Source organism: Halomicrobium sp. HArcht1-1, assembly GCF_058933285.1.
Genome location: NZ_JBZYDL010000001.1, coordinates 2,881,684 through 2,908,354 on the forward strand (window position 1 = coordinate 2,881,684; position 26,671 = coordinate 2,908,354).

General features: G+C 63.9%; 28 protein-coding genes, 1 tRNA gene and 6 pseudogenes. 19 read left to right on the forward strand and 16 right to left on the reverse strand.

Going from position 1 to position 26,671, the window contains the following annotated elements; translation table 11 throughout:
* Nucleotides 1-36: 36 nt before the first annotated feature.
* The gene (locus AC5FRZ_RS15050) at nt 37-552 is read right to left on the reverse strand and encodes a DUF302 domain-containing protein (RefSeq protein ID WP_170092672.1); all 516 of its coding nucleotides are present in this window, start codon (nt 550-552) and stop codon (nt 37-39) included.
* Nucleotides 553-703: 151 nt separating this feature from the next.
* Here AC5FRZ_RS15050 and AC5FRZ_RS15055 point away from each other — a divergent pair, with 151 nt between their 5' ends.
* Nucleotides 704-2,026 carry a M28 family peptidase gene (locus AC5FRZ_RS15055; RefSeq protein ID WP_493565092.1) on the forward strand — a complete coding sequence of 441 codons (1,323 nt, stop codon included), beginning with the start codon at nt 704-706 and terminating at the stop codon, nt 2,024-2,026.
* A 137-nt stretch (nt 2,027-2,163) separates the two neighbouring features.
* Nucleotides 2,164-2,544 (forward strand): hypothetical protein, encoded by a 381-nt coding sequence (locus AC5FRZ_RS15060; protein WP_493564991.1) that lies wholly within the window; start codon nt 2,164-2,166, stop codon nt 2,542-2,544.
* 281 nt (nt 2,545-2,825) lie between these two features.
* On the opposite strand, the gene AC5FRZ_RS15065 is transcribed toward AC5FRZ_RS15060, so the two are convergent.
* The 3 genes and pseudogenes from AC5FRZ_RS15065 to AC5FRZ_RS15075 form a co-directional block, all read right to left on the reverse strand.
* Complete coding sequence (locus tag AC5FRZ_RS15065) at nt 2,826-4,775, reverse strand: ABC transporter ATP-binding protein (RefSeq protein ID WP_493564992.1); 1,950 nt, start codon at nt 4,773-4,775, stop codon at nt 2,826-2,828.
* Nucleotides 4,776-4,842: 67 nt separating this feature from the next.
* Nucleotides 4,843-5,217: a DUF192 domain-containing protein gene (locus AC5FRZ_RS15070; RefSeq protein ID WP_493565093.1), complete on the reverse strand. Its 375-nt coding sequence runs from the start codon at nt 5,215-5,217 to the stop codon at nt 4,843-4,845.
* A 120-nt stretch (nt 5,218-5,337) separates the two neighbouring features.
* A pseudogene (locus tag AC5FRZ_RS15075) lies at nt 5,338-5,823 on the reverse strand (DUF192 domain-containing protein); the annotation flags it as partial.
* Between the two features lie 86 nt (nt 5,824-5,909).
* Here AC5FRZ_RS15075 and AC5FRZ_RS15080 point away from each other — a divergent pair.
* A tRNA-Val gene (locus AC5FRZ_RS15080) sits at nt 5,910-5,982 on the forward strand.
* A 358-nt stretch (nt 5,983-6,340) separates the two neighbouring features.
* Here the strand turns inward: AC5FRZ_RS15080 and AC5FRZ_RS15085 are convergent.
* Nucleotides 6,341-6,508: a hypothetical protein gene (locus AC5FRZ_RS15085; RefSeq protein ID WP_012807947.1), complete on the reverse strand. Its 168-nt coding sequence runs from the start codon at nt 6,506-6,508 to the stop codon at nt 6,341-6,343.
* Nucleotides 6,508-6,693, reverse strand: a complete 186-nt coding sequence (locus AC5FRZ_RS15090; protein ID WP_153554548.1) for a hypothetical protein — start codon at nt 6,691-6,693, stop codon at nt 6,508-6,510. Before AC5FRZ_RS15090 ends, AC5FRZ_RS15085 begins: the two co-directional genes overlap by 1 nt.
* A 168-nt stretch (nt 6,694-6,861) precedes the next feature.
* Between AC5FRZ_RS15090 and AC5FRZ_RS15095 the strand changes: the two genes are divergently transcribed.
* The gene (locus tag AC5FRZ_RS15095; protein WP_493564993.1) at nt 6,862-7,824 is read left to right on the forward strand and encodes a WD40/YVTN/BNR-like repeat-containing protein; all 963 of its coding nucleotides are present in this window, start codon (nt 6,862-6,864) and stop codon (nt 7,822-7,824) included.
* Nucleotides 7,825-7,891: 67 nt separating this feature from the next.
* Nucleotides 7,892-8,536 carry an HVO_2922 family protein gene (locus AC5FRZ_RS15100; RefSeq protein WP_493564994.1) on the forward strand — a complete coding sequence of 215 codons (645 nt, stop codon included), beginning with the start codon at nt 7,892-7,894 and terminating at the stop codon, nt 8,534-8,536.
* Nucleotides 8,537-8,543: 7 nt separating this feature from the next.
* On the opposite strand, the pseudogene AC5FRZ_RS15105 reads toward AC5FRZ_RS15100, so the two are convergent.
* The 3 genes and pseudogenes from AC5FRZ_RS15105 to AC5FRZ_RS15115 form a co-directional block, all read right to left on the reverse strand.
* Nucleotides 8,544-9,956, reverse strand: a pseudogene (locus tag AC5FRZ_RS15105) (aryl-sulfate sulfotransferase).
* A gap of 120 nt (nt 9,957-10,076) precedes the next feature.
* On the reverse strand, nt 10,077-10,808 hold the full coding sequence (locus AC5FRZ_RS15110) for a sugar phosphate isomerase/epimerase family protein (protein ID WP_493564995.1): 732 nt from the start codon (nt 10,806-10,808) through the stop codon (nt 10,077-10,079).
* Between the two features lie 68 nt (nt 10,809-10,876).
* Nucleotides 10,877-11,767, reverse strand: coding sequence for a winged helix-turn-helix domain-containing protein (locus AC5FRZ_RS15115; RefSeq protein WP_153554553.1), 891 nt, complete (start codon nt 11,765-11,767; stop codon nt 10,877-10,879).
* 157 nt (nt 11,768-11,924) lie between these two features.
* Here AC5FRZ_RS15115 and AC5FRZ_RS15120 point away from each other — a divergent pair, with 157 nt between their 5' ends.
* The 5 genes from AC5FRZ_RS15120 (at nt 11,925) to fer (ending at nt 14,554) form a co-directional block, all read left to right on the forward strand.
* Nucleotides 11,925-12,404, forward strand: a complete 480-nt coding sequence (locus AC5FRZ_RS15120) for an RNA-binding protein (protein ID WP_170092684.1) — start codon at nt 11,925-11,927, stop codon at nt 12,402-12,404.
* A gap of 346 nt (nt 12,405-12,750) precedes the next feature.
* Nucleotides 12,751-12,969, forward strand: a complete 219-nt coding sequence (locus AC5FRZ_RS15125) for a hypothetical protein (protein ID WP_493564996.1) — start codon at nt 12,751-12,753, stop codon at nt 12,967-12,969.
* A 171-nt stretch (nt 12,970-13,140) separates the two neighbouring features.
* Entirely contained in the window at nt 13,141-13,578 is a 438-nt protein-coding gene (locus AC5FRZ_RS15130) for a DUF2178 domain-containing protein (protein WP_153554556.1), read from the forward strand.
* A gap of 13 nt (nt 13,579-13,591) precedes the next feature.
* The gene (locus tag AC5FRZ_RS15135) at nt 13,592-13,801 is read left to right on the forward strand and encodes a helix-turn-helix transcriptional regulator (RefSeq protein WP_153554557.1); all 210 of its coding nucleotides are present in this window, start codon (nt 13,592-13,594) and stop codon (nt 13,799-13,801) included.
* A 102-nt stretch (nt 13,802-13,903) separates the two neighbouring features.
* Entirely contained in the window at nt 13,904-14,554 is a 651-nt protein-coding gene (gene fer / locus AC5FRZ_RS15140) for a ferredoxin Fer (protein WP_372480132.1), read from the forward strand.
* Nucleotides 14,555-14,620: 66 nt separating this feature from the next.
* Here the strand turns inward: fer and AC5FRZ_RS15145 are convergent, their stop codons facing one another.
* The gene (locus AC5FRZ_RS15145; RefSeq protein WP_493564997.1) at nt 14,621-15,289 is read right to left on the reverse strand and encodes a DUF7119 family protein; all 669 of its coding nucleotides are present in this window, start codon (nt 15,287-15,289) and stop codon (nt 14,621-14,623) included.
* 80 nt (nt 15,290-15,369) lie between these two features.
* Entirely contained in the window at nt 15,370-15,519 is a 150-nt protein-coding gene (locus tag AC5FRZ_RS15150; protein WP_170092686.1) for a DUF8595 family protein, read from the reverse strand.
* A 264-nt stretch (nt 15,520-15,783) separates the two neighbouring features.
* Between AC5FRZ_RS15150 and AC5FRZ_RS15155 the strand changes: the two genes are divergently transcribed.
* The 7 genes from AC5FRZ_RS15155 to AC5FRZ_RS15185 all read left to right on the forward strand — a co-directional run bounded on the left by AC5FRZ_RS15155 (nt 15,784) and on the right by AC5FRZ_RS15185 (nt 20,554).
* Complete coding sequence (locus AC5FRZ_RS15155) at nt 15,784-16,125, forward strand: DUF8134 family protein (protein ID WP_493564998.1); 342 nt, start codon at nt 15,784-15,786, stop codon at nt 16,123-16,125.
* 92 nt (nt 16,126-16,217) lie between these two features.
* Nucleotides 16,218-17,978, forward strand: coding sequence for a nitrite/sulfite reductase (locus tag AC5FRZ_RS15160; protein WP_493564999.1), 1,761 nt, complete (start codon nt 16,218-16,220; stop codon nt 17,976-17,978).
* Between the two features lie 219 nt (nt 17,979-18,197).
* Nucleotides 18,198-18,461: a hypothetical protein gene (locus tag AC5FRZ_RS15165; RefSeq protein ID WP_170092689.1), complete on the forward strand. Its 264-nt coding sequence runs from the start codon at nt 18,198-18,200 to the stop codon at nt 18,459-18,461.
* A gap of 159 nt (nt 18,462-18,620) precedes the next feature.
* Nucleotides 18,621-18,905 carry a DUF6360 family protein gene (locus tag AC5FRZ_RS15170; protein ID WP_153554563.1) on the forward strand — a complete coding sequence of 95 codons (285 nt, stop codon included), beginning with the start codon at nt 18,621-18,623 and terminating at the stop codon, nt 18,903-18,905.
* Nucleotides 18,906-18,973: 68 nt separating this feature from the next.
* Nucleotides 18,974-19,276 carry a CPCC family cysteine-rich protein gene (locus tag AC5FRZ_RS15175; protein WP_170092691.1) on the forward strand — a complete coding sequence of 101 codons (303 nt, stop codon included), beginning with the start codon at nt 18,974-18,976 and terminating at the stop codon, nt 19,274-19,276.
* Between the two features lie 79 nt (nt 19,277-19,355).
* Nucleotides 19,356-20,195: an aldo/keto reductase gene (locus tag AC5FRZ_RS15180; RefSeq protein WP_208627296.1), complete on the forward strand. Its 840-nt coding sequence runs from the start codon at nt 19,356-19,358 to the stop codon at nt 20,193-20,195.
* A gap of 104 nt (nt 20,196-20,299) precedes the next feature.
* The gene (locus AC5FRZ_RS15185; RefSeq protein WP_493565000.1) at nt 20,300-20,554 is read left to right on the forward strand and encodes a hypothetical protein; all 255 of its coding nucleotides are present in this window, start codon (nt 20,300-20,302) and stop codon (nt 20,552-20,554) included.
* Between the two features lie 66 nt (nt 20,555-20,620).
* On the opposite strand, the gene AC5FRZ_RS15190 is transcribed toward AC5FRZ_RS15185, so the two are convergent.
* The 3 genes and pseudogenes from AC5FRZ_RS15190 to AC5FRZ_RS15200 all read right to left on the reverse strand — a co-directional run bounded on the left by AC5FRZ_RS15190 (nt 20,621) and on the right by AC5FRZ_RS15200 (nt 22,279).
* Nucleotides 20,621-20,959 (reverse strand): hypothetical protein, encoded by a 339-nt coding sequence (locus tag AC5FRZ_RS15190; protein ID WP_153554567.1) that lies wholly within the window; start codon nt 20,957-20,959, stop codon nt 20,621-20,623.
* Between the two features lie 177 nt (nt 20,960-21,136).
* A pseudogene (locus AC5FRZ_RS15195) lies at nt 21,137-22,160 on the reverse strand (tyrosine-type recombinase/integrase).
* Entirely contained in the window at nt 22,157-22,279 is a 123-nt protein-coding gene (locus tag AC5FRZ_RS15200; RefSeq protein WP_493565001.1) for a hypothetical protein, read from the reverse strand. Before AC5FRZ_RS15200 ends, AC5FRZ_RS15195 begins: the two are co-directional and overlap by 4 nt.
* A gap of 306 nt (nt 22,280-22,585) precedes the next feature.
* On the opposite strand from AC5FRZ_RS15200, the pseudogene AC5FRZ_RS15205 reads away from it, so the two are divergent.
* Nucleotides 22,586-22,907, forward strand: a pseudogene (locus tag AC5FRZ_RS15205) (hypothetical protein).
* A 7-nt stretch (nt 22,908-22,914) separates the two neighbouring features.
* On the opposite strand, the pseudogene AC5FRZ_RS15210 reads toward AC5FRZ_RS15205, so the two are convergent.
* A pseudogene (locus AC5FRZ_RS15210) lies at nt 22,915-23,152 on the reverse strand (hypothetical protein).
* Nucleotides 23,153-24,080: 928 nt separating this feature from the next.
* Here AC5FRZ_RS15210 and AC5FRZ_RS15215 point away from each other — a divergent pair.
* The gene (locus AC5FRZ_RS15215; protein WP_493565002.1) at nt 24,081-25,121 is read left to right on the forward strand and encodes a hypothetical protein; all 1,041 of its coding nucleotides are present in this window, start codon (nt 24,081-24,083) and stop codon (nt 25,119-25,121) included.
* 418 nt (nt 25,122-25,539) lie between these two features.
* On the opposite strand, the pseudogene AC5FRZ_RS15220 reads toward AC5FRZ_RS15215, so the two are convergent.
* Nucleotides 25,540-26,595: pseudogene (locus AC5FRZ_RS15220) on the reverse strand (Cdc6/Cdc18 family protein).
* Between the last annotated feature and the right edge of the window lie 76 nt (nt 26,596-26,671).

The following is a 26,671-nucleotide window of genomic DNA, read 5'->3' on the forward strand; positions in this document are numbered from 1 at the left end:
TTCCCGCGGCACAGCACCAGAGAGGGTTCCAGCGTGTCACTCGCCGCTGGCCAGGCCGGCCAGCGCCGAGCCGATCGTCTCCAGCGTCCCGGCCCGGTCGTAGATCCCGTGGCGCTGTGCGAGCCAGGCGGGATCGTTGTAGGTGACGGTGACGGTTCCCTCGACCGCCGTGACCAGGAGCTTCTGTGGGAGATCGATCGCCACGCTCCGGGCAGACTGCATCAGCGGTGTCCCGAGCTGTGGGTTCCCGAACACCAGCAGCGTCGTCGGCGGGAGCTCCAGCCCGGCCGAGGCGGCGTTTGCGGCGTGATCGACGGTGGCGACGAGCGTCAGGTTCTCGTTGTCCTCGATCGCCGACGAGATGCGATCGACGGTCGCATCGAAGTCGTCGTCGCTGGTCACGGTGACGAGCCCGTCGGCGGCTCGGCGACCGCTCGGCCGCTCGTCTCTGTGGGTCGCGCGGCCGCGCTGTCCCGTCGCAGTGCCCGCGAGCGTGAGCCCCGTCCCGGCGAGCGCGAGACGGAGGAACTGTCGTCTGTCGTGGTCGGACATCACGCTTCCGAGTTCGAAGCCGACGAGTAAGTTATACGCCCAGTACGGGGCGAAACGGACGCTTTCCGGCACCGCGAGGTGAGAAAGCCGGTCTTTCTGCGCGACGGATCGGACCCCGTAATTCAAACCGATGCCGAACGCAGAGACGGACATGACCGAGTGGATCGGCGAGACGTTCACGAGCGACGCGGGCTGGACACACCTCACCGAACTGGTCGATACGGGCACCCGGATGGCCGGCAGCGAGGGGGAACGGGCGGCCGCCGAGGCGACGCGGGACGCCCTCGCGGCGTACGCCCGCGACGCCGGGCTGTCCGCGTTCGACATCCAGGGCTGGGAGCGCGAGACGAGTGCGATCACGGCCGGCGACGAGGCCGTCGCGAGCGACGACCGAGCGGTGATCGCGCTCCCGCGCTCGCCGGCCGGGACGGTGACCGGTCGGCTGGTCGACGCCGGCCACGGCCTGCCCGAGGAGTTCGACGAGGCGGACTGCGAGGACGCGGTGGTGATCGCGCGCTCGGACGTGCCCGACTGGTACGACCGCTACATCCACCGCCGAGAGAAGTACTACCACGCCGTCGAGGCGGGTGCGGCGGCGTTCGTCTACGTCAACCACGTCGAGGGGATGCTGCCGCCGACCGGCAGTGTCGGCACGCCCGAGGAGCCACTCGGCGAGATCCCCGCCGTCGGTGTCGCCAGCGAGACCGGTGCACGGCTGGCTCGCCGCCACGAGGGCGACGAGGTGACCGTGGCCGTCGACTGTGAGACACGGCCCGCGACGAGCCAGAACGTCCACGCCGAACTCGGGCCCGACACCGACGAGGCGGTGCTCGTGACCAGCCACGTCGACGCCCACGACATCGCGGAGGGAGCGATGGACAACGGCGCGGGGACGGCGACGCTCGTCGAAGTCGCGAAGGCACTCGCCGCTCGCGAGGACGAACTGGACACGCGCGTGGAGTTCGTCGCCTTCGGTGCCGAGGAGGTCGGACTCGTGGGATCGAGCCACCTGGCCGACCGGCGGGAGTTCGAGACCGTCGCGGCGGTCCTGAACCTCGACGGCGTCGTCCGCGGCCGGACGCTCCAGTGTTTCACGCACGGCTTCGACGGCCTGAGCGAAGCCACCGACGCCGTCGCCGACCGGCTGGAACACCCGATAACGACCACCCCGACGATGAGCCCCCACAGCGACCACTGGCCGTTCGTCCAGTGGGGCGTCCCCGGCATCCACGTCATGAGCGAGACCGACGGCGAGGGCCGTGGCTGGGGCCACACGCACGCGGACACACTGGACAAACTCGAACCACGGACGCTACGCGAGCAGGCAGTCCTCCTGACTGAACTGGCGGTCGAGCTGGCCGACGACGAACGGGCGGTCGACCCCAGACCGCCCGCAGCCATCGCCGAAGCGCTCGAAGAGCAGGACCTCGCGGAGGGGATGCGGATCGTCGGCGACTGGCCCTACGACGACTGACAGCGCCAACTCCGCACCGATCGACTGCGGCGGGACGGCGATCGGGGAGAACACGTCACAGAGCGCCGTCGTCAACACTGAAGCCGGAGGACCCCTCACCACACACTTATATACAAGTCTAAAGTGTGCGGGATATAATGAACGACCGCACCAGCAAGGCGGTGGCGTTTCTCGCCGTTGGAGGCACCATGTCGTTTATGAAGGTCCTTCCTGTGTTCGGATCTGTTGCGGACGCACCGGCGGTCGCGTGGCTGCCGGAGTTGACCATTGGTCTGCTGTGGGGAGTGTGCGGTGTCGTCGCCGCCCTGACTGCACTGACCGGTGCAGGGATCGACCGTCGTGACGACGGTTCGTTACCGTGGTACGCCTGGGGTTTCGCCGGCCTGCTGGTCGCGACGCTCGTCCTCGGCCTCGCGTTCGGCTATCTGACGAGGGATTTCTCGCGATTTAGGGCCGAGGTGGTTGGGCCGATCGTTGGCCTCGTCGTGATTGCGTACTTCGCTCTCCGATCTCGTTGATCGATAGAAGCGGCGAATTGCCGGGCATCCTCCTCTATCTCGGTAGGGCCAGATCAACCACTGTGACGGCGAAGCCACCTCGGCAAGTGTTTTCTAGCAGGGTATCTCTCTCGACCGAACTGTTACGAACATCTCGCCCGGTGAGTGATGTCAGCCCTCGCCGGCTCTGGTTTCGACGCCCGACAAGCGGCGTCAGGTGCGCCGGCGAGAACTGTTAGTCGTCGTCCTCCTCGGCTTTGGCTTCGACGCTCGATAAACGAGCGTCGGGTGCGCCGAAGAGATCAGTCGTCGTCCCCGACTTCCGCATCCACCTGCGAGCGGCGTTCGGTCGCGCGCCGGACGAACTCCTCGGGGAGTTCGTCGATCTCGCCGGCCTGGACGGCCCAGAGGTTGGCGTACAGGCCGTCCTCGCCCAGTAGGTCGTCGTGGGTGCCTCGTTCGACGACCTGGCCGTCTTCGAGCACGACGATCTGGTCGGCGTCTTTGACCGTCGAGAGGCGGTGGGCGATGGTGAAGGTGGTTCGGTCGGCGGTGAGTCGGTCCAGCGAGCGCTGGATCAGCATCTCCGTCTCCGTGTCCACGTCGCTGGTGGCCTCGTCGAGGACGAGAATCTCGGGGTCTTTGAGGATCGCGCGGGCGATGGCGACGCGCTGGCGCTGGCCGCCCGAGAGCTTCACGCCACGCTCGCCGACCATCGTCTCGTAGCCGTCGGGGAGATTCTGGATGTAGCCGTGGGCCTCGGCGGCCTTGGCCGCCTCGCGGATCTCCTCGTCGGTGGCGTCGAAGCTCCCGTAGGCGATGTTGTCGCGGACGGTGCCGTGAAAGAGGAACGTCTCCTGGCTGACGTAGCCGATGGCGTCCCGCAGGCTCGGGATGGTCACGTCGCGCACGTCCTGGCCGTCGATCCTGACCGCGCCGTCGTCCACGTCGTACATCCGCATCAGGAGTTTCATCACGGTCGACTTGCCCGCGCCAGTCGGCCCGACGAGTGCGAGCGTGTCGCCGCCGTCGACGGTGAAAGACACGTCGTCGAGAATCATCTCCTCGTCACTGGGATCGCTCCCCTCTCCGTACCCGAACGTGACGCCGTCGTACTCGACTTCCCCGTCGGTGACTGCCAGCTCCTCGGCGTCGTCGGTCTCCTCGATGAGGCTGGGCGTGTCCATCAGGCCGAAGATGCGCTCGGCGGAGGCGTAGGCCCGCTGGTACATGTTGATGATCTGCCCGAACTGGGCCATCGGCCAGATGAACCGCTGTGAGAGGAGGATGAAGACGACGAACTCACCTTCGGACAGCGTCCCGGTGAAGATCCACGGTCCTTCACCGCCGTACACCCAGAGCCCGCCGACGAGGAAGGTGACGACGAAGCCCACGCCCGCGAGCACGCGCAGGCCAGGGAAGAACTTGATCCGGGTCTTGATCGCGCCCCAGTTGGCGTCGAAGTAGTCACGAGAGGTGTCCTCGACGCGGTCGGACTCGTAGCTCTCGGTGCTGTAGGTCTTGATGACCTGGACACCGCCGAGGTTGTTCTCCAGCCGGGAGTTGAGCTGGCCGACTGAAGAGCGCACGTCGGCGTACTTGGGCTGGATCGCTTTGATGAACCGGTAGGTGAAGAAGCCGATCGCCGGGACGATCACCAGTGTCAGGAGTGCGAGTTGCCAGTTGTAGTAAAAGAGGATCGCCGAGATCCCCAGGACCATCACCGACAGCCGGAACGCCGAGTTCATCCCGTCGTTGAGGAACCGTTCCAGACGGTTCACGTCGTTGCTGAGGACCGACATCATCTCGCCGGTCTGCTTGTCGGCGAAGAAGTCCATGTTCAGGCGCTGCATCCGGTCGTAGGTGTCGGTCCGGACGGCGTGTTGGATGCGCTGAGCGAAGGCGTTCCACCCCCAGTTTCGGGTCCAGTGGAACCCGGCACCGAGGATGAACGCCCCGGCGATGATACTCGACGCGAGTATCACCTGGGATTCGGGATCGGTGGCGTACACGGAGAGGTCGACCGGCCCCAGCGCGAACGGTCGATTGTCCCGGAAGATCGCGTCGACGGCGATCCCGAGCAACACCGGGGGCAGCAGATCCAGCAGCCGCGCGACGATACTACTCAGTAGACCGACCGTGAACGCGCCGGTGTTGTCCCGGCCGTACTCGGCGAACAGCCGGCGCATCGGGTGATCGACGTTTTCTCGAACGTCCTCGAAGGCGTCGTCGTCCCCGGCGTCGACATCCATGCACGCTTGTGAATGGGTCGGTCACCTAAAGCCCGTCGTCTCCGTGAGAACAGCACACACGGAGCAGCTACGACGCGGTGACGTTCGGGAGTCGCAGTCGGTCGCCGACGGAGACGCCGGTCTCGTTGGTCCAGCCGCGGTTGACCTCCAGCACGTACTTCCCGGTACCGGGATACCGGCGCTCGTACTCGCCGTCGGGGACCGGCGCGTGGTGAATCCGGGTGACCGTGCCGTTGGGCGCGACGTAGACGATGTCCAGCGGGAACGACATCTCTCGCATCACGAAGGCGTGCTCGCCGGTTTCGGGAAAGACGAACAGCATGCCCTCGTCGGCAGCCAGCGAGTCGGTGTCGCTCAGCCCGGTGATGCGTTCGCTGTCGTTGTCCGCGATCGCCACGGAGACGGTCCCCAGCGGCGTACACGCCTCGTCCAGTGCCGTCACGGTCGCGTTCGTCGGCGACGGCGTCCCCGTCGGCCCCGCGTCACAGGACGGAGTCGATGCGGTCTGTCGGTCTGGGCCGCTCTCGTCGCCGGTCCCCGCAGGATCGGTCGTCTCGCCGGGAATCTGTACCCGGTCGCCGACGCGGACGCCGGTCTCGTTGGTCCAGCCGCGATTGACCTCCAGGACGTACTTGCCCTCGCCGCTGTACTCCCGGAGGTCGCTCTCGCTGGCTCCGTCGGCGGGCGTGGGCGCGTGGTGAATCCGCGTGATCGTCCCGTTCTCGGCGACGAAGACGATGTCCAGCGGGAACGACATCGCGCGCATCACGTAGCCGTGGCGCTCCTGTCGGTCGTGGACGAACACCATCCCCTCGTCGGCAGCCAGCGACTCGGTCCGGCTGAGCCCGACGAGTCGCTGCTGCCACGTGTCGGCGATGCGGGCGTCGACCGCGCCGAGTTCCGTCCCGTCCTCGTCGACGACCGTCACCGTCGTCCGCTCGTAGCTCCCCGGATCGACGAACTGGAGCCAGACGCCCGACCAGACGACGAGCGCTCCGACGACGAGGAGGGCGATAACTCCCCCGACGACCGCTGTCGACCGCTCCATGCTCGACCCGTAGGGTGTGATCGGGGTAACGCTGTCGCCTCCAGAGAGAAAGGGTTATTTCCCCGCATCGTTTCTCTGCCGGTGTCGGGCCCGTGGTCTAGTGGTTATGACGCTTCCCTTACAAGGAAGAGGCCGGTGGTTCAAATCCGCCCGGGCCCATTCTGCTGCGAACGACAGTGAGCAGCGAATGGCACACGCGGATTTGCACCCTGGAAGACGAGCGAAGCGAGTCTTCCTCCGGTTCAAATCCGCCCGGGCCCACTGCTTCTGCGACGAGTGGACACGAGGAGCGGAGCAATCACGCCGGGTGAGGATTTGAGCCTTGCGAGACGAGCAGCGTGAGTCTCGCTTCGGTTCAGATCCGCCCGGGCCCATTCTGCTGCGAACGACAGTGAGCAGCGAATGGCACGCGCGGATTTGCACCCTGGAAGACGAGCGAAGCGAGTCTTCCTCCGGTTCAGATCCGCCGAGAGCGCACGGCGCAAAGCGCCGTGAACGCCCGGTCACGATCCGTCGCTCACATCGCACCGGCGACGCCGCTGCCGATCGCGGCCCCACACTCGCCGCAGGCGACGAGGTAGAACCGCTTGGAGGCGGTGAAAAAGCCCGTCGTCGAGTCCATGTCGACGAACTCCACGTCGTCTTGCTGATCGAGCGTCGCCTCGCACTCGGGACAGTGGGCCATCAGACCGCACCTCCGTTCGACTTCGCACCGGCGACGCCGCTGCCGATCGTCAGGCCACAGGCGGCGCAGTTGGCCGTGTAGAACCGTTTTGAGGCTTTGATGAAGCCAGTCGTGGCGTCGGTCTCGGCGAACTCGATGTCGTCGGCCGTTTCGAGGGTCGTCTGACATTCAGGGCAGTGTACCATGCGGCCGGGCCTGCGCCGGCCTGCGGTAAATACTTCGTGGTGATACTACCGGCTGTAAATCTGTGAACGATTTCGCCACCCCGGGGTGGCGAAGATCTTCACGAAGTTACAGCCGTCAGTATGAGTGTCACCCCGAGACGTTTGTCCCACGAAGTCGTAGGGTGCCACATGCCCACCTGCTACGCCGCGCTGGACGACCGTCTGCTGGTGATCGAGGACGACGGCTGGATGGCCCGGGAGCGACCCGTGGCGGACTCACTGGAGTGTGTCGCCGCCGCGCCGGAGCGTCCCGGGCGGGTCTTCGTCGGGACCGTCGACGCGGGCCTCCAGTACAGCACCGACGGCGGTGACAGTTGGACCACTGGACTGGACACCGACGACCGTGTGACCGCCGTGACGGTCAGTCCGCACGATCCCGACGTGATCTGGGCCGGGACCGAGCCCTCGCGGGTGTATCGATCGACCGACGGCGGCGACTCCTGGAGCGAGCGGCCCGGGTTGCAGGACCTCCCCTCGGCGTCGCGGTGGTCGTTCCCGCCGCGGCCGGACACCCACCACGTGCGCTGGATCGCCGTCGATCCGACCGATCCCGACCGTCTGTCCGTCGCAATCGAGGCGGGCGCGCTCGTCCGGACGGACGACGCGGGCGAGCACTGGGAGGATAACCCGGACGGAGCGCGGCGAGACAACCACACGCTGGGCACCCACCCCGACGCGCCCGAACGCGTCTACACGGCGGCCGGCGACGGCTACGCCGAGTCGCGAGACCGCGGCGACACGTGGTCGTTCCCCCAGTCGGGACTCGATCACCGCTACGTCTGGGGACTGGCAGTCGGCGCGGACCCAGACGATGTCGTCGTGTCGGCGGCCACCGGTGCCCGTGATGCACACAGCACGGAAGGCGAGTCCTACGTCTATCGGCGGACCGAGGACGGCTGGGAGCGGGCGATGTCGGGACTGCCGGGCCCCGACGGGCTCGCGCGGGCGGTGCTGGCCGCCCACGACGGACGGTTCTACGCGCTGACGAACCACGGGCTGTTCGCGAGCGAGGACGGGACGGCGTGGTCGGCGCTGGATCTGGCCTGGCCCGACGAGTATCGCCAGCTTCCCCGCGGACTGGCGGTCGTCTGACCGCGAGCGCGGTCGACGGTGAGACGAGGGTCACCACTATGTGTTTGCCACTTGACGATCAGAATGTATGCCAGAAGAGACCATCCACGAGTCCAGCGAGACGCGCAGTCGAAACGGTATCGCGTCGTACTTCCGGCGGCTCGCCCGCAGGTTCGCCAGGGGCGAGCCCGCACCGGCCGACGAGGAACAGACGGTGACGGTGTCGGCACCGCCGGAGGCCGACCTGGAGACCGAAGTCGAGCGCGAAGGCGAGCGACTGAGCCTCGAAATCGAGGTCGGCTGGACCGAAGAAGCGGGGGCCGTCGACACCGACGCGGCCGCGAGCAAGGCGACGTTCGAGTTGTACGAGGACAGCGCCGAAGAGTGGCGCTGGCGGCTCGTCCACGACAACGGCAACGTCATCGCCGACGGGGGCGAGGGATACTCGTCGGCCCAGAAGGCAGAGCAGGGGTTAGAGAGCGTCCGCTCGAACGCACCGGGCGCGAACGTGATCGACCAGTCGAAAGACGAGGAGAGCCAGGACGGCGGGAGCGACGCGACCTTCGAGCTGTTCGAGGACAGTGCCGGCCAGTGGCGCTGGCGGCTGGTCCACGACAACGGGAACATCATCGCCGACGGCGGTCAGGGATACGCCTCGAAGCAGAAGGCAAAGCAGGGACTCCACAGCGTCAAGCAAAACGTCCGGGGTGCAGAGATCGAGCGCGAAGAGTAGGGCGGTGTCAGAACGGGAGTCGCCGCCGGAGCCCGCCGACGAGTCGCTTGCGCCGCAGGATGGCTTCACCGCCGGCCCAGCTCACTGCGAGTAGGCCCGCGCCGACGAGGAACGCGGCGTCCCACGAGGAGAGCCAGACCGGGCGGAACCACGGCATGTAGTGGCCCCACAGCTGTGCGAGGGCGTTCGCGGGACCGGACAGCAGCGTCCCCGAGAACGTCGCCTGGAGTCGAGCCGGGAAGTCGAGGTTGTCGCCGGTCCCGGGGCGCAGCCCCGCACTGCCGGAGAGTTCGTAGCTGCCGGTGGCGTTTTGCTGGCGGATCGTCGGGCCGTTGGACTCGTCGCCGGTCCCCAGTCGCTCGGCGTCGTACGGTCCCCAGGTGGCGTAGTACTCCCAGACGATCTCGCCGGTGGGCGTGACCTCGATCACGCGGTGGTTGAGGCTGTCGACGATCAGCGTGTTGCCGTTCGGGAGTCGGTCGGCGTCTCGTGGCCACTTGAGCGAGTTCGTTCCGACCTCCCAGGTCCGTTCCCACGAGCCGTTCAGGTGGGCGTACTCGACGACCCGGTCGTTGCCGCTGTCGGCGACAAGCATCGTCGGCGTCCCGTTCTCGCCGACGAAGTAGTCGGGGTTGTGCTGTTCGTTGAGCACCGAGTAGTCGTCGTCACGACCCAGTCGCTGGACGATCTCGCCGGACCGTCGGTCGACGACGATCGCCTGATCGAAGTTGCGCGGCGACAGGAGCAAGCGGTGCTCGCCGACCTGGTCCACGTCGTTGAGGTGGCTCCAGTCGGCGTTCATACCGCCGTCGGTGTCGTTGTCGAAGTGCTCGCGGAATCGCCAGCGCCAGGTGATCTCGTCGGTGGTCAGGTTGTAGACCACCACTTCGTCGTTGCTGACCTCGCTGGTCTCGTTCCAGGCCCGCATGTGGCCGATCACGAGTTCGTCCTCGCTGAGCATGTCGGCGTCGTGCGTGTCTTCGAAGGGGAAGCGCCGTTCCCAGACGCGCTCTCTGGTCTCGGGATTTAGCTCGTAGATCAGCGTCTCGCCGCTGCGGGGCGAGACGACGAGCAGGTTCCCATTGTCGAGGGGATCGACGTCGAAGAATCAGGCACCGGACCCCTGTCGGCTCTGGTAGGTCCAGTCCGTGTTCGCGCGCTCGTCGGCCGCGATCAGTCGAGCGGGCTTCTTGTCGTTGACCGAGCCCTCGAAGGTGTACCCCTGAACGCTGACGATCGTCGTGTTGTCGGCCGGCTGGGTCACCGTCCCGCGCTGGAGGGTGGTGTCCTCGGCCGACGTGGAGGTCGCTACGTTGACCGCGACGACCGCGAGCAACACACAGATCGTCGCGAGCAGAGCGAATCGGAGGCAGTCGGCGGGGGTAGCGTTCGCACGCGCTCGTGCGACGCGAGCAGTCAGTCCTGTCCCGATCCGTCGACAGGAAGCGAGCAGGCCGTCGGAGAACACGGGTGCGACTACTCCGACGGCACCTCTATACTTTTCGACTCCCCCGGCTCTCGCGGTCGTTGCGGACGGCGATCAGGACAGGAAGCGCTCGGCCGCGTGGTCGAGTTCGCCGACGGGATCGTCCTGTGATCCGTTCTCGTAGATGCGCCACTCGATGCCGGCGCGTTCGGCGGCGTCGAAGACGGCGTCGTAGTCCACGTCACCCGCGCCGAAGGCGGCGTGGGCCGGTTCCGGGGCGTCGACGTGCGTGTCCGTGCAGTGCAGCAGGTCGATCCGGTCGGCGTGGCTGTCGATCACCGCGGCCGCGTCGACACCGGCGTAGGTCGCCAGCCCGACGTCGAGTTCGAAGGCGACGCTGTCGGTCGCCTCGACGAGCACGTCGAAGGCCGTCCGACCGTCGAGATCGGCGAACTCGGCGTCGTGGTTGTGGTACAGGAGTGGGTAGTCGTGGTCCGCGAGCTGGTCGGCGAGCCCGTCGAGGCGGCGGGCCGTCTCGCGGACGCGCTCGACGGTGCCGAACGACTCGCTGTCGAGATAGGGGACCACGAGCCGTTCAGTCCGGAGCGAGCGGTACTGCTCGACCGTCGCCGCCAGATCGTCTTCGAGGGCGTCGACGGGGACGTGTGCGGCCGGCACCGCGAGGCCGGTTTCGTCGAGTGCCGTCCGGACAGCCTCGGAATCTGCCTCGGGGACGCGGTATGCGTACTCGACGCCGTCGAAGCCGGCCTCGGCGACGCGATCGAGGAGTTCGGGGACGGAACAGTCCATGTCTCGGAGCGTGTACAGCTGGATGGCACTGGCCATTGACAGAGAGGAGAGAGGGGATCGCCTTCAGCGTTGGTCTACGTGTCACGCGAGCGATGGACGGGGCGTCACTCGGCGGGCGTCGCCGGGTCGCGGCGCGTCTCGACGATTTCGAGGTCGCCGTCGACGACGACAGCGAGCCGGTCGCCGTCGCGAGTCACGTCGACGCGGAGCCGCCAGGGATCGTCGTCGACGACGGTGACCGGGTGGTCGTCGACACACCAGTCGAGTCGCCAGTAGGGCGTCTGCGCGAGGTCGACACCGTGGTCCTCGTAGAAGCTCACGACGGGCGACTGGTCGAGGAGTCCCAGCCCGACCGCCGAACAGAGTTCGTGAGCACACTGCCGGCAGCGGTGGGTCGCCCGCACCGAGACGCCCAGACAACAGTCCTCGCCGCGTCCGATCGTCGTCGCCATCCGGCCGTTACATTCCGGACAGACGCCGTCCTTGGCGAGACAGTGGAGGTGGCGCACGCGCTGGTCGAACGCCGACAGGATCTCCGCGTCGGTCCGATCGTGGAGTCCCCCCGGCGGGAACGGATACTCGCCGTGGCCGTGCCCACACGCCGGGCAGGTGATCGACAGCTGCTCGTCGACGTAGTGGGCCGACAGGGTCGCGCCACAGCGGACGCACGGATCGTCGATCTCGATCTCGCGTTCCGGATGCTGGGTGAACGAGCCGGCGAAGATGGCCTGGACGATCCGCTCGCCCGCGGTCCGAAGCTCGTACCCGTCGTCGGTCTTGCGGACGAACTGGTCGGTCAGCTTCCCGAGGTGGTAGTTGAACTGCGCGCTGTCGGTCATCCCGACTTCCGCCCGGATCTCGGAGAAGGCCGCCGGCTCGTCGAGTCGCCACAGCGCTTCGAGGATCGAGAGGCGCGTCTCCTCGCCGACGATCGCGAAGGCGTCGGCCGGCGCGAGACAGTCCTCACAGTCCTGGAGGTCGTCTGCCCTGCTCATACCCGACGGACGGGAGCGACGAAGTAAACTGTTCGCCAAAGCGTCTTTTTGTAACACGACAGTCAGGATCCGGGACGGTGCCCCCACACAGCGCCGCCCGAGGAGGACGCGGGCCGAGAACGGTCGATTTATCTCCGCTCCCCACGACGATGCGGGCATGAACGTCAAGTCGCGCCACCACCTCAGGGCCGACGAGATCGACGCCATCGAGGAGGCCGTGGTCGCGAACCTCGGCGTGGAACTAGACGCCGACACCTTCGAGAAAGTGGAGTTCGAGGACAGCGACTGGGACGTGGTGCTGGTCGACGGCGACCCGCTCGTGCTGTACGTCGACGGCGAGCCGTTCCTCACCGTCGAGGGACTCAACGCGTACCCGCCCGAAGACCACGTCGTCACCGTCGACAGCGGCGCGATCTCGTTCGTCTCTGACGGCGCAGACGTGATGCGGCCCGGCATCACCGACGCCGACGACGACATCGCCGCGGGCGATCTCGTCGCGATCAACGAAGAATCACACGGGAAGTTCCTCGCCGTCGGGCGTGCGAAGGCGAGCGGCGACGAGATGGTCGGCGACAGCGGGAAGGTCGTCGAGTCGATCCACCACGTGGGCGACGATCTCTTCGAGTTCTCCGTCTGATCCGAAGCGACCGGACGAGCGAAGCGAGTCCGTCTTTTCACCCATGTTTTGCGAGGAGTGGTCGCGCCAGCGACCCGACGAGTCAAAAGATGGTTGCGCGACGACCTCTTCGAGTTCTCCGTCTGATCCGAAGCGACCGGACGAGCGAAGCGAGTCCGTCTTTTCATCCATGTTTTGCGAGGAGTGGTCGCGTCAGCGACCCGACGAGTCAAAAGATGGTTGCGCGACGATCTCTTCGAGTTCTCCGTCTGATCCGAAACGACCGGACAAGCGAAGCGATGCCGTCAGTTCGGGGAGCCCCGCAGGCTCGGAGCAGCTATTTCCGTGTCGTGGTCGTGTGCAGCGTATGGAGACAGCGACGCGACTGTACGACCGCGTCGACGCGTGGTTGCGAGACCGCTCTCGCGTGCCGTACGCGGCGATACTGGGGACGGCGACGGGACTCGGTGTCCTCGTCGTCGGACTGGTGTTGGGCAGCGGATTGCTCGTCGTCCAGGCCGTCACGATGGCAGTCGTCGTGTTCGGGCTGGAGTGTGTGTTCGGAGTTCACCAGACCGACAAGTGACGGAGTCGGCCGTCATCACCCAGAGACAGTTGGGGCGGAGTGACGACCACCGCTGGTGCTTTCCCGGACAGTGACGACGTGAGCGGCGACCGAGAGATGGGTCTGAGCGGTAGCTTTATATGGGTGTAAAGTATTCTTTACTGTAAAGGGTGCTTTACACCCGCGATACCCATGAGCGAGGAACTCACCGCCAGACAGCGAGTCGAGAAGCGCGAGCAGTACAGCCAGTGGATCAACAGGTCGGTCGGTTTCGGCGTGCTGAGTTTCTTCGTCGCGACCGCGCTGTGGATGTTGACCGACAGAGCCGTGGTGCTCTTTGCGGGACTGGGACTGTACTGGCTCGGTTGTCTCGGGATGGCCGTCGGGTACTGGCAGTCGCCCGTGTCGGTCGGCGACGAACTCGAACGGCGGATGGAGCGCGAGGCGAGTCAGACGACGTTCCTGTTCGTCACCGTCGTGGCGATACTCGGTCTGCCGGCCGATGTCGTCCTCTCGACGACCGGCGTCTACACCGCTCCCGCCGCCGTCAGGGGTGCGCTCTGGGGATATCTCCTGTTGATCCTCGTGTTCGGAGCCGTCCACTGGTTCGTGAAGCGACAGTACGAGTGAGCCAGCGAGGAGCATGAAAAACGAGATCGACACCTACCGGGAACGAGCGGGGTTGAGCCAGGGCGAACTGGCAACAGCCGTCGGTGTCTCACGACAGACGATCAACGCGGTCGAGCGAGAGCGGTACGATCCGTCGCTGGCGCTGGCGTTCAAGCTCGCCGCCTACTTCGAGTGCCGCGTCGAGGCGCTGTTCGAGCCCGACCTGGAGCCGGTCGGAGAGTGAGCGAACGCACCCCCAGATTGAAGCGTGGGGGTCGGCGGCCGAAGTCGGCGCGAAAACAGTGTAGGGCGAAGGTTTATTCCCACCATACCACTAGCAGCGGGCGTGGCGTCCCCGTTCGAAGTTCTCGCCGTCGACCCGGACGCGAGCGACGAGGCAATCGAGCGCGCTTACAGGGAGCGGGTCAAAGAGACCCATCCCGACCACGGCGGCTCGCTGGAGGCCTTCCAGTCGGTGCGGGCCGCGTACGAGCAGATCCTGTCGGGCGAGGCCGACGGCACCGAACGACAGCGCGCCGACGACGCCGACAGCGACGACGACGGCGGCTCGATCCACCCGCGCGTGGAGTATCTCAACTACGAGGTACTGGACGATCACGGCTGGCACGCGGACGACGACGACCTCTTCGAGAAGGCGGCCGGGGCCGGACTCGACGACACCGACTACGGGAGCTTCCACGTCTACCCCCGCGAGTCGGTTCTGGAGGCCGCAGAGCGCAACGACTTCGCCTGGCCCTTCGCCTGCCGTGGCGGTGCGTGTGCCAACTGCGCGGTCGTCGTCCTGTCCGGAGAGCTGACGACTCGCGTCGATCACGTACTGCCCGACGAGATGGTCGACCGGGGCTTTCAGCTGGCCTGCAACGGGATCCCGACGAGCGACGAGTTGCAACTGCTGTACAACGTCAAGCACATGGCCGAACTCGAAGAGCTGCTGTTGCCGCCACGGCCCTTCGAGCAGGCCCACTCCGACGACTGAGACCGACCCCTCGGTCTGTGAGAGAGTTGGGCAGTGAGCGCGCGTGCCAGAGCCCGCCGAGTGGTATCAGTCCAGTCGGTCGGCCAGTAGCTCGCTGACGACTGCGCCGGGCGACTCCCCGTCGAGCGCCGCGCGCCGACGCAGTTCGCGGTACACGGCCGGATCGAGCGCGAGTTCGAGTTCGCCCAGTCGGACCCCTTCAGCTTCGAGCGCGCTGGCGACCGACTGACCCTCGTTGACGTCGCTCGCGACCGAGCGGACCTGTCGGACGGTCAGGTCGTGATCGAGCGCGGCCCAGGCGAGCTGGAGGCGGGCTTCGCCGCCGACCCGAGCGATGTGTTTGGCCGCGGTAGGGGCGATGTGTCCCATCGCGACGTGCCGGCGGATCGAGCGCGGGAGGTCGTGGACGCGAGACCACTTGCGGATGAACGAGACGGTGGCGTCGCCCCCAGCGCGTTCGGCGGCGGCCTTGTACGATCCCTCACCCCGGACCAGCGCGGCACAGGCGGCCGCACCGCGCAGCATGTAGACGTTGTCGTCGGCACCAGCGGTGTTCTCCGAGAACGCCCGGACGGTCCGTGCAGCCAGGTCGAGGCTCTCGGGGTCGTCGGGATCGAACTCCACGGCCTCCTCGGCGCGCTGGCCGGTCAGGGAGGGGTCACCGCGGATGACCGGCTTCCCGACCGGCGACTCGCGCTCGGCGTGGCTGGGGCCGTCGTGGCCATCGGCAGTCATCACTTTCCGTTGGGAACGGTCCGATAAAAGGGTCCGGTCCGACGTGCGCTGGGACACGTCGAGACGCGTCTCACAGCGACTCAGTCGTCTGCGGCAGCGTCGTCCCGGTTCTCCGAGAGGTGCTCCCAGATCTCGGTACAACCGCATCCGTCCTCGACATCGTCGAGGTGGTCGGTCGCTGGCTCTTCGGCTTCGACGTCTTCGCGTGAACTCTGTTGTGCGTCTGTCATTGGTTTGTGCATCGCGCCAGTGAGCGCGGTGTTTCGGTACTCACCCGTACTACCTACACCCGCATAAAGCCGCTCTCACCCGTAATCCCTTCCACCACTCCCGTTTGTCGGCGATTTTTGCAGGTACCTCCGACGGCGGGCCACGAGCGCCAGCCAGTGGCACGAACACACATGGACCACCAGAGGGAGCGGGGATCGTCGCAGTTGCGGCGAAACTTGGCTACGTCGAACGACTGACGTGGCCGGCGGATCTAATGACATCTAATGACGACCGACGTTCACCAGCTCGACGACGGGGCCTGGATCAGCGTCAACGACTCCCGAGAGGTGAACGTCAGCGACCTGTGGTTGCTGGCGGAAAGTGAGTTCTGCGGGTGTGAGCCGACCGATTTCCTCGCCGAAGGGTTCGTCGATACGGGCGTCGATCCCCCGAATATTCAGGCCCGTATCGCCGGTCGCTGTATCGCCTGTGGAACGGAGGGCGTGACCGACTGGCTCACCGTCGGACGCGTCATCGACCCCGGATCGGGCGAATTCTACGGTGTCGTCCACGACAGCGTCCACATCCCGGAGAAGCGCCACCGACTGGCCGACCCGGAAGAGTAGGCAACATTATCCTGTTGCGGGGAGAGGTGGGGAGCCTTGTCGAGAAGGCGTGTTGTATATGGGTGGGTCCCAAGAATAGAGGTACACTAACCATGCCGACGAAAGTCGAGAACTGGAAGGACGAGGTGTACGGCAACGAGATCCGTGACCACCTCATGGAGTTTGCCGAAGAGGGTTGGGACGCAATTCCCGAGGACGAACACGACGCCTGGTTCGAGCGCTTCAAGTGGTGGGGCCTGTACCACCAGCGCTCCGGCCAAGAGTCGTACTTCATGATGCGGATCGGGACACCGAACGGCGTCATCGAGCCCGGACAGCTGGAAGTGATCGCGGAGGTCGCCGACAAGTACGCCCGCGGCCCCGAGGAGAACCCGGAGTTCGGCGACGCCTACTGTGACTGGACGACCCGTCAGTCGATCCAGCTCCACTGGATCAAAATCGAGGACATTCCGGAGATCTTCGAACTGCTCGAATCTGTCGGTCTCTCGACCCAGCAGGCCTGTGGTGACTCCTGGCGGAACATCGTCGGCTGTCCCGTCGCCGGCAAGGACAAACACGAACACATCGACGCCTGGCCGATCGCCGAAGACCTCCACGAGACGTTCAAGGGCGACGACGACTACGCGAACCTCCCGCGCAAGTGGAAGGTCTCGGTCACGGGCTGCGATCAGGGCTGTGGCCAGGGCGACATCAACGACCTCGCCTACGAGCCAGCCGAGAAAGACGGCGAACTCGGCTTCAACGTCCGCGTCGGCGGCGGCCTCTCCCGAAAGGAGCCCCGCCTCGCCCGCGACATCGACGTGTGGGTGCCCCCGGAGAAGGCGGCCGACATCGGTCACGGGATGTCCGCACTGTTCCGCGAGTACGGCGACCGCGACGACCGGTTCAACGCCCGCATCAAGTTCCTCATGGACGAGTGGGGTCCCGAGAAGATGCGGTCGGTCCTCCAGGAGGAGTTCGTCGACTTCGAGCTTCCGCGGGCCGGCGAGGACATGCGCGACCAGTACACCTACAACGCCGGGGGCAACGAGCACGGCGACCACGTGGGCGTCCACGAACAGCCAGACGGCAACTACTACGTCGGCCTCGACGTCCTCGTCGGTCGGATGGGCGTCGACGACGTGTACGAACTGGCCGAACTCGCCGAGGAGTACGGTTCCGGCGAGGTCCGGCTGACCCAGCGCCAGAACGTCATCGTCACGGACGTCGACAGTGACCGCCTCGACGCGTTCCTCGACGAGCCGCTGCTGGAGGACTACTCGCCCGACCCCCACCCGTTCATGCGGGGCTCGATCGCCTGTACGGGGACGGAGTTTTGCTCGCTGTCGATCGTCGAGACCAAGAACCGACAGGTCCGCTACGCCCGCTGGCTCAAGGACAACGTCTCGCTGCCCGAGGGTGTCGAGGACTTCCACATCCACCTCTCGGGCTGTACGGCGTCCTGTGCCCAGCCCCAGATCGCCGACATCTCGCTGCGGGGTATGAAGACCCGCAAGGACGGCGAGCCGGTCGAGGCATTCGACATCGGCCTCGGCGGCGGCCTCGGAGAGAACCCCCACTTCGCCGACTGGGTCGAGATGCGCGTCGCCGCCGACGAAGTGCCGGGCTACATCGAGAATCTCCTCGACGCCTTCGAGGCCGAGCGCGAGGGCGACGAGACCTTCCGCGAGTTCGTCGCGGACCGCGACGAGGAGGCCCTACAGTCCCTGGCAGACCCCGAAGAGACCGGCTACGACGATCCGTACCTGGGCAACACGAAGATGACCTGGTACCCCTACGCCGAGGACAGCGACATGCAGTCCTCGCCGGCACCGACCGACGCCAACGACGAGCCGCTGCCGTCCGACGACTGATACCGTCGGCTGTCCATCTGTGACCGATTTCGCATGGGGTGGCGAATTTCTCCACGAAGGGACAGCCAACAGTACGAGACGAATCGCCGGAGTCCCCTCGTCGACGGTGTACCATCGTCGTCGTTCGTCCGTGCGACCAGCGCGGAGAGACGATCGCGCTGGACGGGCTCGTCAGTGCGTTGCCCCAGTGCTTTTGTACTGGCCCGCGAACGCTCTAGCATGGGATCTGACGGCGGTCGGAGCAACCTCAAGACGATCGCGCTGGGCCTCGCGGTGCTGTTCGTGCCCGCACTGATCATCGTCGCGACCCTGGAGTTTCTGATTCTCACGGGCGATCTCGTGTTGAACGAGCTGACGCCGCTCCAGCTCGTCGAGTTATATCTCATCGACCTCGTGCTGTTCGCTGGCGGCGCGTACCTCCTCTATCGACTCTTGCTGTACTCGATCGGGGGCCCGCTCGGCGGCACGGACGACGAGGAGTGATACTGCCGGCTGTCACTTCGTGAAGAGCTTCGCCACCCCGGGGTGGCGAAATCGTTCACAGATGTACAGCCGGTAGTATGAGTCGCCGTCGATCGTGCAGTGTCGACGACGGATCGGCAGTCACCGACGCTATAAGTCCGAGCCACTACTGTGTAGCATATGGTCGATCGGATCATGCGGGTCAACGCGTACACGACCTTCGACCTGCTGGAAGGACACGTCGAGGGACACGGCTTCGAGGAAGACGCCTACGCCGTGTTGAACGTCAGTACGGACACGCGTGAGGACCCCGACGCCGTCGAGGTACAACTGGAGATGGACAACACCGAGGTCGACGCCGTCGAGCCTCACGCCGACACCGTGTCGCTGTCGCCGGCCGAGGCTCGCGAGATGGCCGCCGAGTTAGAGAAGTACGCCAGCAAGGTCGAAGCCAGCGAGGAGTAGCGCGGATCTGGCACGGACCGGTAGAACGATCCCGTGGTTCTTTGGTGTGTCGTGACATACCGCAGAGTATGTCGACGGATTCGCCCGGAAACCCTGCCTCCCGCGAGCTGGGCTTTTGCCCGTGTTGTGGCTACCGGACACTGCCGGAGGGCCAGCCCGGTTCCTACGAGGTCTGTCCGGTGTGTCACTGGCTCGACGACCCCGTCCAGTTCGGCGACGCCGAGTACGTCAGCGACACCAACCACGTCTCGCTCAGCGACGCCCGCAGCAACTTCGAGAAACACGGAGCCTGCACGCCCGAGGCCGCAGACCAGACTAAGACGCCCGCCGACGCGCCACGTGACCCGAACTGGCCCTACGCCGAGGAGTGACCGGCATCGAGGCCGTGAGACGGTGTCCCGTTCGCTGCATGCACAACGATTAACACCACGTGTACTCCCATCCTAGACGATGTCGCATCCAACGCGTACGCTCCCGAGCGGTGACGAGCTTCCGATCGTCGGCGTCGGCACCTGGAACATCGACGGCGACACGCTCCGTGATTCGGTCCGGGCCGGACTGGACGCGGGCTACACCCACGTCGACACCGCGGAGGGGTACAAAAACGAAGACGAGATCGGCGACGTGCTGGCCGACTACGACCGTGAGGAACTGTTTCTCACCTCGAAGGTCCTCCCCAAGAACCTCGACTACGAGTCGGTGATCGCCTCGTGTGAGGCCTCGCTGGAGCGACTCGGGACCGACTACCTCGATCTCTATCTCGTCCACTGGCCCAACCCCGCGATCTCGCTGCGCGAGACGATGAACGCGATGGCGACGCTACACGACCGCGGGCTGATCCGGAACGTCGGCGTCTCGAACTTCAGCGCCTACCAGCTCAGCTGTGCCCACCACGTCAGCGACGTTCCCATCGCGGTCAACCAGATCGAGTTCCACCCCTACCTCCAGCGACCCGACCTCGTCGACTACTGCCGCGAGACCGACACCGTGATCGAGGCCGCCGCGCCGCTCGCCCGGACGGAGATTTTCGACGACCCAGTGGTTCAGGAACTGGCCGAGACCTACGACAAGTCGCCGGCACAGATCGTCCTGAAGTGGGCCGTCGAACAGGACGTGGTCGTCCTCCCGAAATCGTCCTCGCCCGAACACGTCCGCCAAAACGGCGCGCTGTTCGACTGGGAGCTGGCCGCCGAGGACCGCGAGCGCCTCGACGACCGGGACCGCGACCAGCCCGTCTACGACCATCCCGCTCGCGACTGGACCGGCGACACGTACGGCATCTCCCAGTAACTGGCACCGCTGCGACGAGTCCACGCCGAGACGAGTCGGAGTCGTCGCACTCGTCTGACCGTCGATCCCAAGCGATAGGTGAGTGGCACTCTCAGCCCCCGGTGATGGACGCCGACATCGACGCCGCCGCCGAAGACCCACCACTGGGACTGCTCGCCGTCGCCGTCGTCGGTCTCCTGCTCACCGCGGCGGGCGCGCTCGCCTTCGTCCTCGACCTGGTGGGCACCAGCGATATCGTCCTCGGGGTCGTCCCCGCCCTGACGCCGCTGTTCGATCTGGCGCTGTTGGTCACCGTTCTGGGCGTCGCTCTGTTCCTGTTCGCGATGACCGAGTGGAGCCCGGATCTCGACACCCGATAGCTCCACTCCGACCGACGAGAAGAGAGTGACCGGAGCGACGGACCTCGCCACAGACACGCGACGGTATCAGTACCGGACGGTGTCGTCGACCCGCTCCCAGTCCGGTGCCTCGACGAGCGTCCCGAGCGCGTCGTCCAGTTCGGACCGCGTCGCTCCGTAGAATCGTTCTCGGCCCACGGGCGTCCGCACCCGAACGAGATCCGTGTGATCCGTCACGTGGAACAGCGACAGCGTCCACGGCCTGTTCGTACAGTCCCACCTGCTGTGTACCGTCGCCTCGTCGTCCGCGACGACACGCGCCCCCAGCTCCCAGCTCAGCCGCGTCAGAATCGGGAGCTCGAACGGCACGGCGTCGGGAAGAGTAGCGCTGTCTTCGTCGCCGGGTCGAGCGCTATGAGCAGCCATACCACGCTATCGGACAGCTGTGAGTAAAAGCGTAGCTATTCGCCGACGATCAAGGGCGGCGCTGTGTCGGACGACGAGAGAACGACTGATGGAGCGAAGCGACGGAAGGAATGGACTCGCCGGGTTGGATAACGAAAACTACTGGACGTAGTGGGGTTGTGTTTAGTAACCATTGTGTCAGATCTGTTCTAATTGCTTCTTTCGAACCGCCATCTTCTCCTGATTCGTCCGGACGTCGTAGTGCTCGTAGAGCACTTCCAGAGACACGTCACAGCGCTCGCTGACGATCTCCGGGGACACGTCGCTGTTCAGGTGGTAGGTGATACTCCCGCGCCGGATTCCGTGGGGTGATCTGGACGAGGGACACTTGCTGTAGGCCGCTTTCGTCCCGAGTGCCTCGCATGTCGAGGGGTCTGACGGGTCGGCGTCGTGGGGACAGCCACCGATCACGCACGGTTGGGTCAGCTTGTTCACCCACTTGTAGATCGTGTCACCCGTGGGCCGGCCGTGCATGGACGTGATGAGTGGCTTCCGGCCGTGGTCGTCCGTGCGCTCGTAGCGGTCGGGGTTGTTCAGGTAGTCTTCGATCACCCGGTAGTTCGTCGGGCCGAGGAACACCCAGCGCTCGCCGTCCTCGCCGTTCTTGAGTCGCGTGCCCTCGTCGATCCGGTGCTCCAGCACGAGCGCGTTGTCGTCGGGCCGACGGTCGTCGACATCCAGCGACCGAAGCGCCGATCGACGCATTGCCGTCTTCCACAGGATCAGGAAGACGACGTGATCCCGACTCGCGTAGCGGTACTCGTGGAGGTAGTCGAGAATCCGGTGCGCCCGATCGGCCGTGATGTGAACATCTCGACTCTCCGCGCCGTCGGGCAAGCTCGGGTGCGTGGACCTTCTCGGCCAGTCCCTCGTCGACGCCCTCGATGTCGGCCCAGTACCGGAGCGCTTCGCGGATCGTCGACAGTTGCTTCTGCAGGGTCAGTGCCGCGATGTCGGGGCGACGCCACGCGACGAAGTCCGCGAGGTCGCGCCCGGTCAGCCGATTCAGGTTCTCGATGTCGCGCTCCTCGCACCACTCCTGAAAGAACCGAAGCCGGGTCTTCGCGTTCCGCATCGTCGAGTCGCGCACTGACGGCTCACAGTGCCGGAGGTACCGCTCGATGCCCTCCTCCGGCGAGAGGTCCATCAGGTCGTCGCTCATGCCCGCCCCCGCTTTCGCTTCCGGTAGCACCCGAGACAGTGGGGCTCGCCGGGGTAACAGAACTCCTCACACCCCTCGCTGGCGCACTTGTCCACATCCTCGATGACACGGTCACTCACGCGGACGCACCCCCGCGTGGCGTCGTCGGTCGAATGGCTATACCGCTGGTCGGTGGGCTACTTTCAATAGCCCGGTCGTTGTCGTACTTCATGGCTTCTCGAATCTCTCACTGGGATTGGAAGCCACCCCGGCGTGTACCAGCACGCCGGACCTTCTGCGAGGCCCGCGAGCGGGGAGGCTTCATTCCACTATTAGCAAGGTGCCACTTATAGATACCGTTGGTAGCTACTTTAGATAGCCACCGAAGTTATCACATTGCTTGATACCATTGGTACTTTTGGATGACTGCCCCCCAGAACCCGGTAGTGAAGCTGAAACGCCCGGTCGACTTCGAGGTTTTGGAGGCTCTTAGCGACGGTCAACGTGATGTCGGCGTGAACGTCGCGCAGCGTCTCGACCGAAACCGGAGCTACATCAACACGCGACTTCCGCAAGCTCGAAGACTACGAACTGCTCAACCGCGTGGGGCCGTCCGAACGGTCTGGCCTGTACGAGATCACGCCCAAAGGCGTGGCCGCTCTGCGACTTCAGGACCAGTACGAACAGGACGACTTCGTGAATCTCGTCGATGAACGCGCGAAGCGCATCGAGATTCAACCGCCCCAGATCGTCGAAGACGCTGACTGACATTCTTTCAGACCCTCGTGAGTCGTGCCGTCACGTCGTCGGCCCACTCCGGTAGTTCCAGATCGGCCAGTGATCCGTCCCGCCAAGCTCGTTACGATCTCCACGTCGCCGCTCCGGCTCACGTCGACGCGCCACCTCCGCCCATCGTCGGTGGTAATGTCGAAGCGTGCGCCGTCGCCGGAGAGGGTCTTCACGTGCTCTACGGTCACCTCTTCGCCAGTGTAGACCTCCATGCTGTCCTGCATACAGATGGGTCGAGGGGCGGATTCGGGTTAAAAAGGTGCTAGATTTCCGGGAGAATCATTCAGCACTGGTCTCAAGGGTTTGCTCAATTAGAAAGACCATATCCGGAAAATTATACTGTTTTTTGACCTGAGCAAATTCAGTAATGACCACTCGTTGGCACACAATTATAGGGGCGGATACTCATCCTAACACAAATGGCAGAACTCTTTATTTTCACCATCTTTGCGACCATCATCGCCGTCTATAAAGTCCTCCCCCGTTACCGTCAACTTCGGATTGGATACAGCCTCTACAAAGGGGGATTCTGGCCTGACGGCCGTTTTCCTACTGCTCACTGTTGCGACATACATCGCCAGTCTGTATTTACAACACCGGGAGGTCGAGTCCCTTGGTAGCTATCCAACCCCATACATGGTTGTGAATCTTGATCCACTCGCCATCAACCTTATCCAACTTGGCAGCGCTAGTGCTATCTTCGCCATTTTTGTCATAACAATAATGAAATCGGACGTTCGAATCCGAAATGAAGAATACCTGCTCTCAACCCTACGTGACCTCTACAATCAGTCAGAATTCGCTACGCTAATTGGAAGTCATCGGAGACAATTATAAACCACTAATTGACCACCCGACAAAACCTCAATCCCCAACTGCTTTCGGGAGTTCCTCAATTGCTGAGGTACTGTCTGAAGTAGACGATCAATACCCAGAAGCGGAGGTACACAAAGTAGAGAGTGCGGATAGATTTACAGCAGGAGCCAGGGATTGGTTGAAAAACCGGCTTCCCGAACAGTGGGTGGAACGGTTCCAAGAATCATACAACAGAACCACAGAACAACTCAATTATCGCTGGCGGTTATCACGCTACCGTGCACAAGAAACAGCCGAAGAAGCAGTAATTACACCGAAACGCTTCTTCTAGACCCGGTGTTCGGTCAGGAGCATCCACTAATTGACCCATATCTCGGTATTGATATCATATCAGATCAGCATATCAATTTCCCGCGAGAAGATTTCACAGAGGTCTATTTGAGCACATTACTTCGTGCTGAGAACAGCCTCTTATACCGAAATATTAAACAAAATATGTCCCTCGATGGAATTTATCGATACCATATTGATCCAGAGAATCAGTTGATTCACGCGCTCTTTTCTGATTGTGAGGTCGCTAAAGACCTCAATGTGTACCGCCCCATAGGAGAGACCACAAAGACGATTCTCCGGGAACAAGCCGGTAAAGACTACGATAAGTATAACGGACGGCAGTTTACGGAGTCCGGATTTATTGGTAATTCTGGGTCAGTAGAATCGGAAACACATATTTTCAGTGACCCACTTTACGTTGCCATCATGTTTTTCGATATAATGATCCGTGAATCGTTCGCTCAGGAGATGAAGTGGCATATGTGGTTGTACTACTACGAGTCGTTTACACAACAGATTTGCGACAATTACGAACTCACTGACGAAGCTGATCAGGCGGCAGAGTGGCCGAACGATTACTCACGGCTACTTTATGAGATGACGAGCAATATGCGGGATTGGTTGAGCCTCTTGGAGCAAATGGTTCAGGACGATGATGGTGAATTGAAGACGGTGAACGATGATGGTGAGGAGGTATATAAGGAATTTATTCGACTGGATGAGGATAATATTGATGACGACCGGGCTTCGGGAAATCTCCCGAAAGCTACAGTGATCTGTTTAATGTCGTGTCTCAAGTCGATAGTTCTGGCTGATAAGATTCCTATGCAGTTCAAGGAGTACATTACTGAACAGATTTTCATTACCGGTGTTGGTCTTAGCCAACATGAAGACGACTCACTGCCGGATCGATACAGCCAGCTCGATGTTGGCGAATTTGCGTGCGAATATCGAAGACAGGGAGACACGGCGCTGCATTCCAAGACGAATTGCGTAGAGTGTATCGTGGGGACGTTCGTGACGAGGTACGTATTCAAGCAATGACGGGTGGAGGGATTCAAGATGAGTTGGACGACATCATCCTCTGAGTCCCCATTAGGTAGGGAATAGTGGCGCGAATGGTGGTTTAGGCTCGTCGGAGCTATCATTGGTTATGTATTCTCGAATCCGTTGCCCAAGCAGTGGTTGGAACGGGAGTTGTTGAACTACATCGCGAATTACAGCCCGGTGTCGTATTTGACGCAACATAGTTCGTTCAACGATTGGATAGAGATGTGGAGTGCGCAAATTTCAGTACTGCTCGGCAGAACCTGGCCGAACTTGAGCTCGATTGTTGCACCCGATGACAGACCAACTTCAGCAACAACCGACGACTGCTGAATATGCGTCCTGTATCTTATACGCAAGTCCTGACAAGACTCGGATAAACAGACATGGGACATCACATATTCTATGACACGCTCTAAAAGACCAAATTCAGGGCAATCGCGGCTTTCACACGCTCATCACACACAGTATACCGTCGATGCCGATTATCTCCCTCCACCTCGATCAACTCGTAATCCTCCAGCTTCGAGAGCTTCAACCGCCTCGATCGCTCCGAGATCGGCGTCAGCCCACGCCCACGGTACACATCATCGGCCACCACCTCGTACCGCTCGTGCAATTCCCCAGCCTTCAGTCCACCGCCCACACGGATCGAGCTCGTAGAGTAGCTGATGGTGGAACGGCAGCGACCCGAGATTCTGCTCCAGAATGTACCGCTGGGCGCGCTCGTAGGAATCGGCCACGTCGTCGCTCCCGATCTCGCTGTGGTCCCGCTCCTCGGCCAGCAGTGCCGCCTGTCGAAGCGCCTGAATGCCCTTCCGGGCGACACCGGCCACTTCGTCGGCGATCGCCTCCAACTGCTCCCGTGTGACGACGCCCGACGGCAGCCCACGCCGCGCCCGCGCTTCGAGGATGTCCGCCAGTTCGTTCACGCCGAAGCGGTCCAGCGCCAGCCTCCTTCAGCAATAGCCGCCGACGGAGCTTCCCCTCCAACTGGGAGAGCCACTGCTCGTGATCGTGGCAGATCGCGACCAGCGAGAGCCCGTCGACATCGGCCAGCCGCTCCAGGGCCTCGGTCGCCGGCAAGTCGTCGGCTTCGTCGAGGATGACGATCGTCGGCTGGTCGACGCGCTGGCGCAAGCTCGATGCACAGATCCTCGCGGGGCGTGTTCGTCGCCGGGTCACTGCCGGGGAGATCGTGGAGGATCGACCGAACGACGCCGGCCGTACTCTTGCCGAGGCTCTCGACGTGGGCCGAGTGAATGTCTGCCTGTCTGGTGAGCTTCTGGAGCGTGAAGCGGGCGAGCGATGTCTTCCCGACGCCAGAGGGACCGTACAGTAGTACGTCGTGGGCTTGATCGCCCTGGAGGGCCGGCTCCCACGCTCGGGACAGGTGGTCGACGGCGGCTTCACGGTGGAGGAGGCGACGCGGCAACTGCTCGTCGTCGAAGACAGCGGAGTCCGTGATCATCTCGGTTCGACGTGACGGCGGACGGGGGTAAAAATTAGTGCGGCATTTCCGGGAGAATTACCTTGATTAATACATC